Raw genomic sequence first — 11,365 nt, 5'->3', positions numbered from 1 at the left:
GACCGCGCCGCCGTCGACGGTCGCCAGCCGGGGCGGGGCGGGGGGCGGCGCGGCCGGCCCGGTGGGGACCCGGCCGGGCAGCTTGGGCAGGGCGCGAACCGGCCCAGCGTGATCGGCTCCGGCTCGCCCTGTCCGGTGCGGGCGAGCAGCAGGCCGGCCTGGAGTTCGGTGATGCCGGCCAGGCCGTCCCGCTCGGCCACCGCGTACTGCCGGCCGCCGCCCGAGTTGCGCACCAGGTAGACGTCGCCGACGGTGGCGCCGGTGACCCGGGCGGAGCGTTCGCCGAGGCCGCGCACCGTGGGCGGGGCCAGGTCGGCGCCGGCCGGCACGATGTTGAGCAGCGCCGGCGCACCGGCACCGCCGGTCCCGGGTCGCGGCCAGGGCCGCCAGCACCCGGTCGGTGTCGCGGAGCAGGTGGCGCCGGTGATGCCAGAGCAGGTGCAGGCTCCCGTCCGGGTGCCGCAGCAGCACCCCCTGCTCGCCGAGGGGCCGGCCGCCGGTCGCGTCCCGGCCGATCAGCAGCGCCGAGCCGGGCTCGGTGCGTCCGACTTCGGTCGAGATGACCGAGCAGACCGTCCATGGCGCGGTGGAGAGCCTGCCCGGCGCGGGCAGCGAGTCCGGAGCGTCGGCGATGCCCAGTGGCAGCCCGCGCGGCACGCCCTCGATCGAGCGCCGGGAGACCAGCACGGTCTTCGGCCGGTCGGCGCCGATGATGAGCAGGGCGGAGGCGTAGTTGAGCACCGGGTGCAGCCGCTGCTCGCGGTAGACGAACCGGGCGCCGGACTCCTTCTCCACGATCACCGCGCCGGCGTCCCGCCAGGAGCTGCCACCACCGGCGAACAGGCCGTAGAGAGCGAACCCGCCCAGGCCGATCACCGCGACCAGGACGCTGGCCAGTCCCGCGCCGGCCAGCCGCCGGAACGGCGACTGGGCGGGGTCGGTCTCCCGCATCACCAGCGCGGCCACCGCCCGCTGCACGGTGAACTGGTACGAGTGGAGCTGGTCCTGCCGCGAAGGCATGCGGTCCCTTCCCTGAATCGGTCGGGGCACAGGATAAGCGTTCCGTCGATGTGTCGAGGACCCTGCGTCGCCATTCCGCGCCCAATGGGCGTTTCAGGCGGCTCGGCCCGGCAATACCCTCGGGGGTATGTCGCAGGACGGCTACCCCCGGGGGTATGTTGGAGCGTAGGAGGTGGCGCAAGTGAAGCTACGACCGGAGATGACCGGCGAGGCGTTGACCCGGCTCAAGCGGGCCCGGGGGCAACTCAACGCGGTGATCGAGATGATGGAGAGCGGGCAGGACTGCCGGGAGGCGCTGACCCAGCTCGCCGCCGTGTCCAAGGCGATCGACCGGGCCGGCTTCAAGATCATCGCGTCGGGGATGCGGCACTGCAACGCCGCGCGGGAGCGTGGCGAGACCCCGGAGATGACTGAGGAGGAGCTCGAGAAGCTCTTCCTCTCCCTCGCCTGACCCACGACCGTACGACCTGACGCCCGCGTCGTGTGAACCCGGCGCGGGCGGGTACGCGCACCCCCGCGACCCGGGCGGACGTGTACCTGCCACATACCCCCGAGGGTATCGGACAAAGGGAGAACCGAACATGACCGTCGAGGTGTCCGTGATCACCACGTCCTCGTTGGGCGACCGGAGCTACCTGGCCAGCGACGGCACGATCGCGCTGGTGGTCGACCCGCAGCGCGACATCGACCGGGTGCTGCGCCTGGCGGGCGAGCAGGGCGTCCGGATCACCCACGTGCTGGAGACCCACGTACACAACGACTACGTCTCCGGCGGGCTGCACCTCGCCCGGGTGACCGGCGCGCAGTACCTGGTCGCCTCCGCTGACGACGTCCGGTTCGACCGGGTGGGGGTCGCCGACGGCGACACCGTCGCCGTGGGGAACTCGCTGCGCCTGCGAGTGGTCGGCACGCCCGGCCACACCTTCCACCACCTGTCGTACGTCCTCGACGAGGCGACCGACGCCGGCTGGCGGCCGGTCGGCGTCTTCACCGGCGGCTCGCTGCTCTTCGGCACCACCGGCCGCACCGACCTGCTCGGCGAGCAGCACGCCCACGAGCTGGCCCACCACCAGCACGCCTCGGCACGCCGGCTCGCCGACCTGCTGCCCGACGGGGCGCAGGTATGGCCGACGCACGGCTTCGGCAGCTTCTGTTCGGCCGCCCAGGCCGACGCCCCCGAGTCGACCATCGGCCGGGAGAAGCAGGCCAACCAGGTGCTCCGGCTCGCCGCCGACGAGTTCGTCACCGAGACCCTCGCCGGGCTGGACGCCTACCCGGCGTACTACGCGCACATGGGGCTGGCGAACGCCGCCGGTCCGGCGCCCGTCGACCTGACCCCGGTGACCCGGGCCGACGCGGGACAGCTGCGGGACCGGATCGCCGCCGGCGAGTGGGTGGTCGACCTGCGCACCCGCAAGGCGTACGCCGCCTCCCACCTGGCCGGCACGGTCAGCCTCGGCCTCGACGGGCCGATGTCCACCTGGCTCGGCTGGCTGATCGACTGGGGCACCCCGGTCACCCTGCTGGCCGAGACCCCCGGGCAGGTCGCCGACGCGCAGCGCGAGCTGGTCCGGATCGGCATCGACCGGCCCGCCGCCCAGGCCACCGGCGACCCCGCGGACTGGACGGCCGGGCCCGGGCAGCTGCGGGAGCTGCGTACCGCCGACTTTCCGGCCCTCGCCGCCGCCCGCGGTGCCGCCGCCCCCGACGGCCTGCCCGGCCCCGACGTGGTCCTAGACGTGCGGATGACCTACGAGTGGCGGGCCGGCCACGTCGACGGGGCCGTGCACGTCCCGCTGCCCGACCTCCCGCGCCGGCTGGCCGACGTCCCGCCGGGCGTGGTCTGGGTGCACTGCGGCTCCGGCTACCGGGCCACCGCAGCGGCGTCCCTGCTCGCCAACGCCGGCCGCGAGGTCGTCGTCATCGACGACAAGTTCGGCAACGCCGAGCCGGCGGGCGTCGCCATGGCCCAGAAGCCCTGACCCGGCTGCGACACCTGCCGCCGCTTCGCGCCGGCCGGTCCCACCCTGCCCGCCGACAACGGTGTTGCGCCACGAACGAGGAGACATGAGCACTTCCGAGACCACCTGCCCCGCCAAGCTCGACGCCGGCGCCCTGCGCGAGCTGATCGACTCGGGCCAGGGGCCCCGACTGCTCGACGTGCGCACCCCCGCCGAGTTCGAGACGTCCCACATCCCCGGCGCCTACAACGTCCCGCTGGACCTGCTCCGGGAGCACCGCGAGGAGCTGCGCAACCACCTGGCCGAGGATGTGGTGCTGATCTGCCGCTCCGGCGCCCGCGCCACCCAGGCCGGGCAGGCCCTCGCCGGGGCCGGACTACCGAACCTCAAGATCCTCGACGGCGGCATGCTGGCCTGGCAGGCCGCCAACGCGCCGGTCAAGCAGGGCGCACCCCGCTGGGACCTGGAACGGCAGGTCCGCCTCGTCGCCGGCTCGATCGTCCTGGTCAGCATCCTGGCCTCGGTCTTCGTGCCCGGGCTCAAGTGGGTCGCCGGATTCATCGGCGCCGGCCTCACCTTCGCCGCGGTGACCAACACCTGCACGATGGGCATGCTGCTCGGCAAGCTGCCGTACAACCGGGGCGCCAGCTGCGACCTGGACACCATCGTCGGTAAGTTGCGCGACGGCACGGCCGCCGGGCGGCGGGCATGACCGCGAGCATCCTGCTGACCGTCGGGCTGGCCGTGCTGATCGGGATCAGCCTGGGCCTGCTCGGCGGCGGCGGGTCCATCCTCGCCGTGCCGCTGCTGGTCTACGTCGCCGACCTGCCGGCCAAGGAGGCGATCGCCACCTCGCTGCTCGTCGTCGGCGCCACCAGCGCGGTGGGTGTCCTACCGCACGCCCGGGCGGGACGGGTCCGCTGGCGCACCGGCCTGATCTTCGGCTTCGCCGGCATGACCGGCGCCTACGCGGGCGGTCGCCTGGCCGAGTTCATCCCGGCCGGGTTCCTGCTCACCGGGTTCGCGGTGATGATGCTGGCCACCGCGGTCGCGATGATCCGGGGCCGGCGCGCCGCCGAGGGTCGACCGGTGCCGCACGAGCTTCCCGCGCTGCGGGTGATCCTCGACGGGGTGGTGGTCGGGCTGGTCACCGGTCTGGTCGGCGCCGGCGGCGGCTTCCTGGTGGTGCCCGCACTCGCCCTGCTCGGCGGCCTGCCGATGCCGGTCGCGGTCGGCACCTCCCTGGTGGTCATCGCGATGAAGTCCTTCGCCGGCCTGGCCGGCTACCTCTCCAGCGTGAGCATCAACTGGGGCCTGGCCGCCGGGGTGACCGTCGCCGCCATCGCCGGCAGCTTCGCCGGTGGGCAGCTCGCCGGGCGCATCCCCGCCGACCTCCTGCGCAGGTCGTTCGGCTGGTTCGTCGTGGTGATGGGCGTCTTCGTCCTCGCCCAGCAGCTCCCCGCCGAGGTGGGTCTGGGGCTGGCGGTGACGGCGGCGTTCGCGTCGACCGGTACGGTCGCGGTAGCGGTGTGCCGCCGCCGGAGGGAGAACCACAGTGGACAGCAGCGCCTGGGACACCCGGTACGCCAACACGCCGGGTCTGGTGTGGAGCGCTGAGCCCAACCGTTTCGTCGTCGAGTCGGTCGCCGGGCTGGACCCCGGCAGCGCGCTCGACCTGGCGGCAGGGGAGGGACGCAACGCGGTCTGGCTGGCCGGCCAGGGCTGGCGGGTCACGGCCGTGGACTTCTCCCCGGTGGCCGTCAAGCGGGGCCGCGAGCTGGCCAACCGGCAGGGCGTACCGGTCGAGTGGCGGGTCGCGGACGTGACCACGTACCGGCCGGTGCCGGGCAGCTACGACCTGGTCCTGATCAGCTACCTGCACCTGCCCGCCGCGGAACTGGCCGGAGTGCTCGCCGCCGCCCGGAGCGCGCTGCGCCCCGGTGGCACGATCGTCGTCGTCGGCCACGACCGGGCGAACCTCGACGGCGGGACGGGCGGACCGCAGGACCCGGCGATCCTGCTCACCCCCGAGGCGGTCGTCGACGGGCTCGCCGGCATGCGGATCCAGCGGGCCGAGACCGCCCGCCGGCCGGTGCCCACCGAGGGCGGCGACAGCGTGGACGCCCTCGACACGGTGGTCGTCGCGGCCCGCCCCAGCGGCTGATCCCGCACCGCCGCGCGCGGCGCGCCGGCCGACCGGTCAGGGGCGCAGGATGAGCCGGATCGGGTTGCCCTCCTTGTCGTGGACCCGCCGCACGGCCTCGGCCGCGTCGGCCAGCGGCAGCACATCGCTGACCGAGGCGGTCAGGTCGAGCCGGCCCTGAGCGGCGAGCGACACGAGTTGCTCGACGTGTTGCGCCTCCGAGCCGTAGTGGCCGAGCACGGCCTGCCGGCTGTAGTTGAACCGGCTGTCCGAGGGGATGGTGAGCGGCTGGTTGGCGATGCCGGTGAGCACCAGCCGGCCCTGCCGGCCGAGCACGGTCATGGCCTGCTCGCGTGCCGGGGTGACGCCGGCGAAGTCGAACGCGACGTCCAGACCGCGGGCGTTGGTCACGTCCAGCACGGCGTCCCGGAAGGCGGCGTCCTTCGGGTCCAGGGCAATGTCGGCGCCGAGGGTCAGCGCCCGGTCCCGGGCCGCCGGCAGCGGATCCACGGCGATGACCGGCGCCGCGCCGACCAGCAAGAGCAGTTGCACCGCGTGCGCGCCGAGGCCGCCGACCCCCCACACCGCGACCGCTTCCCCCGGCCGGTGCGGGCGGTGTCGGTCACCGCCGCCCACGGGGTGGAGACCGCGTCGGGGATGATGCAGGCCTGCTCGAACGGGAGGGCGTCGGGGATCGGCATGACGGTGTCCTCGCGGGCCAGCGCGTACTCGGCCCAGCCGCCGTCGTAGTCCACGCCCCGGGTGAGCAGGGTGCCGCTCCGGTCCCGCTCCCCCGCCTGGAGCAGCACCCGCTGGCCCGGCTGCCAGCCCTCGACCTCCTCCCCCAGCGCGTCGACCGTCCCGGCCACCTCGTGACCGAGGGTCACCACGTCGCCGGACAGGTACAGCGGGGTGAGCGTGCCGTCGATCAGGTGCACGTCCGACAGGCACACCCCGGCGGCGGCGACCCTGATCCGGACCTGCCCGCGGCCCGGCTCGGGCACCGGCACCGACTCCATCCGCAACGCCCGCCCGGTCACGTGCAACCGTCCGGCCAGCATCTCCGCCACCGCGCTCCCCTTCCGCTCCGACGTCCTCGACCGGGTGGCTTACCCGGGCCGGGGCGTGGGATGCCGCCGGCGGCGGGGAAAAGCCCGGGCGGCCGGGATCGTCCGGCGGCCGGCCGGCGGGCCGGTAACATCCGGTGACGGAACCGGCGGAGAGGACCACCCGTGGGCGCGCGATTCGAAGAACTGGCCTGGCGGGAGACCCCGATCGGCGAGATCAGCCTGCGCCGGCGGCGCGACCCGGCGCTCGACGTCGACGTGTACGAGGTGAAGCTCGACGACGAGTTCCTGATGTCCAGCCTGTTCCCGGTCGCGGAGATCGAACTCGCCCGGCTCGGGCTGGCCACGCTGAACGGCGACGCCCTGGACGTGGTGGTCGGCGGGCTCGGCCTCGGCTACACGGCGCGGACCGCGTTGGAGGACCCGCGGGTCCGCTCGTTGGTGGTGGTGGAGGCCATCGAGGACGTGATCGACTGGCATCGCCGAGACCTGCTCCCCTTCACCGCCGGGCTGGCCACCGATCCGCGTACCCGGTTCGTCCGGGCCGACTTCTTCGCCGCCGTCGCCGGCGGGAGCGGGTGGGACCCGGACGCGCCGGGACGTCGGTTCCACGCGGTGCTGCTCGACGTCGACCACTCGCCGCGCCAGGTGCTGCACCCCAGCCACGCCGACTTCTACACGGTCGCCGGACTGCGCCGGCTCGCCGACCTCCTGCACCCCGACGGGGTCTTCGCGCTCTGGTCGAACGACCCGCCCGACCCGGCGTTCCAGCGGGTGCTGACCGAGGTGTTCCCGACCTCGGTGGCGCACGTCGTCCGGTTCCCCAACCCGTTGCAGGGCCGGGAGTCCGCGAACACGGTCTACGTGGCCCGGCACTGACCTCGCCCGGGCCTCGGCGACCGGCCAGCTACGCCGAGGGCGCTGCCGCCGCTCAAGCGGTGGGCCCTGCGGCTGCCGCTGCACAAGACCCGCGCCGCCCGGGCCGCGATGACGGCGCCGGCCCCCGGCACGCTCTCCTGGGCGGAACTGGTCGCCACCGCCGGCCCCCTCCCGGCCGACCACCCGGCGCCCGGCCCGGACGACACCGCGCTGCTCCAGTACACCGGCGGCACCACCGGCACCCCGAAGGGCGCCATCCTCACCCACCGCAACCTGCGGGCCAACGCCGCGCGGGGCCGCGCCTGGGTGCCGGGCCTGCGCGACGGCGAGGAGACGGTGTACGCCGTCCTGCCGCTCTTCCACGCGTACGGGCTGACGCTGTGCCTGACCTTCTCGATGGGCATCGGCGCCACCCTGGTGCTCTTCCCCCGGTTCGACCTCGACCAGGTCCTCGACGCGGTACGCCGCCGCCCGCCGACCTTCCTGCCCGCCGTGCCGCCGATCTACGAGCGGCTCGCCACCGCCGCCCGCAAGCGCGACATCGACCTCAGCTCGGTCCGGTACGCCATCTCGGGGGCGATGGCGCTGCCGCCCGCCACCGTGGAGCTGTGGGAGTCGGTCACCGGCGGCCTGCTGGTCGAGGGGTACGGCATGACCGAGACCTCCCCGATCACCCTGGGCAACCCGGTCTCCCCGGCCCGCCGGCGCGGCACCGTCGGCGTGCCCGTTCCGTCCACCGAGATCCGGATCGTCGACCCGGAGGACCCGAGCCGGCACCAGCCCCCGGGCGAGGCCGGTGAGCTGCTGGTCCGCGGCCCGCAGGCGTTCGCCGGCTACTGGGGGCGCCCCGAGGACACGGCCGCGGTGCTGCTGCCGGACGGCTGGCTGCGTACCGGCGACGTGGTGACGATGGACCCGGACGGCTTCGTCACCGTGGTGGACCGGATCAAGGAGCTGATCATCACCGGCGGCTTCAACGTCTACCCGTCGGAGGTGGAGGAGGCGCTGCGCCGGGTGCCCGGCGTGCGCGACGCGGCGGCGGTCGGCCTGCCCGGCGAGCACGGCGGCGAGGAGGTGGTGGCGGCGGTCGTGCTGGACCCGGCGAGCCCCACCGCCGCCGAGGACGTCCGTTCCGGCTGCCGGCAGCACCTCGCCGGCTACAAGGTGCCCCGCCGCATCGTCGTGGTGGAGGACCTGCCCCGGTCGCAGATCGGCAAGGTCCTCGCCGCGAGGTCCGCGACCGGCTCCTCGCCGGGGACTGACCCGGCCGGGCCGCGGCCCGACCCGTCGGGACCGGGGCGCGGCCCGACCCGTCGGGACCGGGGCGCGCGCCCCGGCCCGTCGGGGCGGTCAGAACCAGCTCTCCCGGGTGTCCAGGGTGGTCCGGTCGAGGCTCTCCAGCAGGTCGAACTGGGGCTCGGTGCGGGGCAGCTCGTGCCGGAAGAAGTACCGGGCGGCCTGCCGCTTGCCGGCGAGAAAGTCGGCGTCCGGCCCGTCCGGGGCGCCCGCCGCCTCGACGACGAGCAGCTGCTCCAGCCACATCCAGGCGATCACCACATGCCCGACGGCCTCCAGGTAGACGCTGGCGTTCGCCAGCGCCGGCTCCGGGTCGCCGCTGGCCCAGAGCCGGCGGGTCACCACGCCGATCCGGTCCACCGCCGCGCCGAGCTGGGCGGCCAGCTCGGCCGCCTCCCCCTCGGCCTTCCAGGCCCGGGTGACCGTCGCGCCGATCGTCTCCAGCAGCAGCGCCAGCCCGGCGCCACCCTGCATGGTCGCCTTCCGGCCGAGCAGGTCCAGCGCCTGGATGCCGTGGGTGCCCTCGTGGATCGGGTTCAGGCGGTTGTCCCGCCAGTGCTGCTCGACGTCGTAGTCACGGGTGTAGCCGTACCCGCCGTGCACCTGGATGGCCAGGTCGTTGGCGGCCAGGCACCATTGCGACGGCCAGCTCTTGGCGATCGGGGTGAGCATGTCCAGCAGGAGGTGGGCCCGGCTGCGGTCGGCCTCGACCGGGGCGGTCTTCTCCTCGTCGAGCAGCCGGCCACAGTAGAGGACGAGGGCGAGCGCGCCCTCCACGTAGCTCTTCTGGGCCAGCAGCATCCGGCGGACGTCGGGGTGGGCGACGATCGGCACCTGCGGCGTGGTGGGGTCCTTGTCGGCGAGCGGGCGGCCCTGCGGGCGCTGACGGGCGTACGCGACGGACTTGAGGTACCCGGTGTAGCCGAGTGCGGTCGCGCCGGCGCCGACGCCGATCCGCGCCTCGTTCATCATGTGGAACATCTGCGCCAGCCCCTGGTGCGGCTCCCCGACCAGGTAGCCGACCGCACCCGCCCGCCCGTACGGCCGGTGCACCCCCTCCCCGAAGTTGAGCAGGGTGTTGGTGGTGCCCCGGTAGCCCATCTTGTGGTTGAGGCCGACCAGCACCACGTCGTTGCGTGGCCCGAGGGCGCCGTCGGCGTCGAGGAGCACCTTGGGCACGATGAACAGTGAGATCCCCTTGACCCCCGGCGGCCGCCGGGGATCCGGGCCAGCACCAGGTGGACGATGTTCTCGGCCAGCTCGTGGTCGCCGCCGGAGATCCACATCTTGGTGCCGACCAGCCGGTACGTCCCGTCGGACTGCGGCTCGGCCCGGGTGGTGATGTCGGCGAGGGAGCTGCCGGCCTGCGGCTCGGACAGGCACATGGTGCCGAAGAAGCGCCCCTCCACCATGGGGCGTACCCAGGTGTCGATCTGCTCGGCGCTGCCGTGGGTGAGCAGCAGGTTGGCGTTGCCCAGGGTGAGGAACGGGTACGCGGCGGTGCCGACGTTGGCCGCCTGGAACCAGGCGAAGCAGGCGGCGGAGACGGCGTGCGGCAGCTGCATCCCGCCGATCGACTCGTCCATGCTGGCGGCCAGCAGCCCGGTCTGGGCGAAGACGTCCAGGGCCGCCTTGACCTGCGGGATGGTGTGCACCCGGCGGCCGTCGAAGGTGGGCTCGGCGCTGTCGGCGGCCCGGTTGTGCGGGGCGAAGTGCTCGGCGGCCACCCGGGCGGCCAGGTCCAGCACGTCGTCGAACGTCTCCCGGGAGTGCTCGGCGTAGCGGGGCCGCTCGGTCAGCCGGGTCACGTCCAGCCAGTCGTGCAGCAGGAACACCAGGTCCCGACGGGACAGCAGGGTGGACGACAAGGGGTCTCCTTCCGTCGGGCCGGGCTCAGCCGCGGTGCAGCCCCGCGACGGCCTCTCGCAGGTCATCCTGGCTGATCGGGCCGGCCGGCGCACCCTCGGTCGCCTCCCGCATCGCCTTGGCCAGCTGCACCCGGCGCAGCACCTCGCGGATGTCCGCGCCGGTCAGGCCGGCGGTGAGCGCGGCCAGCTCGGCCGGGTCGACGTCGGCGGTGAACATCCGGAAACCGGGCCCCTCGTGCCGCGCGATCAGCTCCCGGATCATCTTGGTGATGATCTCGGCGCGGCCGGACTCGTCCGGCGCGGGGATGGCGAGCTTGACGTCGAAGCGTCCGGAGCGGATGAGCGAGGCGTCCACTCGCTGCGGGAAGTTGGTGGTGGCCACCACGATCACGTCGGGGTTCTCCTCGAACAGGGTGTTCATCTCCTGCTTGAAGATGCCGGCGACCGCGTTGACCGCCTGGCTGGCGGCGTCCCCGCCCGCCCCGGCGTAGCTGATGATGCTTTCGAACTCGTCGAAGAGCAGCACGGTGGGCTGCCGGTAGCGGCGGGCCTCCCGGAAGATCTGCTTGATGTTGCGCTCGGAGCCGCCGAGGTACTTGTCGAGGATCTGCGGAGTGCGGATCTCGCGGAAGTCGGCGCCGATCTCGTTGGCCAGGGCCCGGGCCAGCATGGTCTTGCCGGTGCCGGGCGGGCCGTACATGAGGATGCCCTGCGGGCGGCGGGCGCCCCAGCGGGCCATCACCTGCGGGTGGCGGAACGACACCGCGATCTCCCGGAACCGGGCGACCACCTCGGCCAGGCCGCCGACCTGGTCCAGGGTGACCGCCTCGGTGCGCGGCACGGCCGGGACCGCCGCCGGCGCGGGTCGGCGGCCCACGCTGTAGGACCGGTCGCGCAGCGCCCCCTCGCCGGCCAGCTCGCGCACCACGTGCAGCACCAGGCCGACCATCGCCCGCAGGTGCGTCGGGCCGGCCTCGCCGCCGGGCACGGCCGCGCGCAGGGTCACTGTCCGCCCGCCGTCGGGACTCTCGTCGTACGTGACCTCGGGGTGCAGGCCGTGCGCGGCGGCCTCGCGCAGTGCCGCGGCCCCGGCCAGGTCCTCCCGACGCCGGTGCCCGGTGGGCCGGAGCC

Annotated in this window: 9 protein-coding genes and 3 pseudogenes; 7 read left to right on the top strand and 5 right to left on the bottom strand. The window is 74.3% G+C overall.

Going from position 1 to position 11,365, the window contains the following annotated elements; all coding sequences use genetic code 11:
• A pseudogene (eccB, locus tag JNW87_RS26660) lies at nt 1-1,020 on the bottom strand (type VII secretion protein EccB); the annotation flags it as partial.
• Nucleotides 1,021-1,201: 181 nt separating this feature from the next.
• Between eccB and JNW87_RS26655 the strand changes: the two are divergent.
• The 5 genes from JNW87_RS26655 to JNW87_RS26635 all read left to right on the top strand — a co-directional run bounded on the left by JNW87_RS26655 (nt 1,202) and on the right by JNW87_RS26635 (nt 5,145).
• Entirely contained in the window at nt 1,202-1,471 is a 270-nt protein-coding gene (locus JNW87_RS26655; RefSeq protein ID WP_130334789.1) for a metal-sensitive transcriptional regulator, read from the top strand.
• A gap of 130 nt (nt 1,472-1,601) precedes the next feature.
• On the top strand, nt 1,602-3,002 hold the full coding sequence (locus JNW87_RS26650) for a rhodanese-like domain-containing protein (RefSeq protein ID WP_109801329.1): 1,401 nt from the start codon (nt 1,602-1,604) through the stop codon (nt 3,000-3,002).
• An 85-nt stretch (nt 3,003-3,087) separates the two neighbouring features.
• The gene (locus JNW87_RS26645; protein WP_109801330.1) at nt 3,088-3,693 is read left to right on the top strand and encodes a rhodanese-like domain-containing protein; all 606 of its coding nucleotides are present in this window, start codon (nt 3,088-3,090) and stop codon (nt 3,691-3,693) included.
• Nucleotides 3,690-4,598 carry a sulfite exporter TauE/SafE family protein gene (locus JNW87_RS26640; protein ID WP_109801331.1) on the top strand — a complete coding sequence of 303 codons (909 nt, stop codon included), beginning with the start codon at nt 3,690-3,692 and terminating at the stop codon, nt 4,596-4,598. Before JNW87_RS26645 ends, JNW87_RS26640 begins: the two co-directional genes overlap by 4 nt.
• Nucleotides 4,537-5,145, top strand: coding sequence for a class I SAM-dependent methyltransferase (locus tag JNW87_RS26635; protein WP_109801332.1), 609 nt, complete (start codon nt 4,537-4,539; stop codon nt 5,143-5,145). The genes JNW87_RS26640 and JNW87_RS26635 overlap by 62 nt, the downstream gene beginning before the upstream one ends.
• A 36-nt stretch (nt 5,146-5,181) precedes the next feature.
• Here JNW87_RS26635 and JNW87_RS26630 read toward each other — a convergent pair whose 3' ends face one another.
• Both JNW87_RS26630 and JNW87_RS26625 read right to left on the bottom strand, forming a co-directional pair.
• A complete protein-coding gene (locus JNW87_RS26630; RefSeq protein ID WP_238454635.1) occupies nt 5,182-5,634 on the bottom strand; it encodes a zinc-binding dehydrogenase in 453 nt (150 codons plus the stop codon).
• Nucleotides 5,598-6,185 (bottom strand): alcohol dehydrogenase catalytic domain-containing protein, encoded by a 588-nt coding sequence (locus JNW87_RS26625; RefSeq protein ID WP_238454637.1) that lies wholly within the window; start codon nt 6,183-6,185, stop codon nt 5,598-5,600. The genes JNW87_RS26630 and JNW87_RS26625 overlap by 37 nt, the downstream gene beginning before the upstream one ends.
• A 171-nt stretch (nt 6,186-6,356) precedes the next feature.
• Between JNW87_RS26625 and JNW87_RS26620 the strand changes: the two genes are divergently transcribed.
• Together JNW87_RS26620 and JNW87_RS26615 are read left to right on the top strand one after the other, a co-directional pair.
• Nucleotides 6,357-7,070 carry a spermidine synthase gene (locus tag JNW87_RS26620; RefSeq protein WP_109801334.1) on the top strand — a complete coding sequence of 238 codons (714 nt, stop codon included), beginning with the start codon at nt 6,357-6,359 and terminating at the stop codon, nt 7,068-7,070.
• 39 nt (nt 7,071-7,109) lie between these two features.
• Nucleotides 7,110-8,332: pseudogene (locus tag JNW87_RS26615) on the top strand (AMP-binding protein); the annotation flags it as partial.
• A gap of 88 nt (nt 8,333-8,420) precedes the next feature.
• Here JNW87_RS26615 and JNW87_RS40850 read toward each other — a convergent pair.
• Nucleotides 8,421-10,234, bottom strand: a pseudogene (locus tag JNW87_RS40850) (acyl-CoA dehydrogenase).
• 25 nt (nt 10,235-10,259) lie between these two features.
• Nucleotides 10,260-11,365 (bottom strand): 26S protease regulatory subunit (locus JNW87_RS26600; RefSeq protein ID WP_238454633.1); only part of this gene is annotated, 1,106 nt, incomplete at its 5' end.

It is taken from the genome of Micromonospora sp. ATA51 (assembly GCF_016802855.1).
In the GTDB taxonomy this organism is placed as follows: Bacteria; Actinomycetota; Actinomycetes; order Mycobacteriales; family Micromonosporaceae; genus Micromonospora; species Micromonospora sicca.
The sequence above is the reverse complement of the archived record's forward strand: the minus strand, read 5'-3'. Positions and strand labels throughout refer to the sequence as shown.

What these genes read in the sequence shown, in the direction of transcription:
- JNW87_RS26650 (WP_109801329.1), top strand. Translation starts at nt 1,602, where the DNA reads ATGACCGTCGAGGTGTCCGTGATCACCACGTCCTCGTTGGGCGACCGG.
- JNW87_RS26645 (WP_109801330.1), top strand. Translation starts at nt 3,088, where the DNA reads ATGAGCACTTCCGAGACCACCTGCCCCGCCAAGCTCGACGCCGGCGCC.
- JNW87_RS26640 (WP_109801331.1), top strand. Translation starts at nt 3,690, where the DNA reads ATGACCGCGAGCATCCTGCTGACCGTCGGGCTGGCCGTGCTGATCGGG.
- JNW87_RS26625 (WP_238454637.1), bottom strand. Translation starts at nt 6,185, where the DNA reads ATGCTGGCCGGACGGTTGCACGTGACCGGGCGGGCGTTGCGGATGGAG.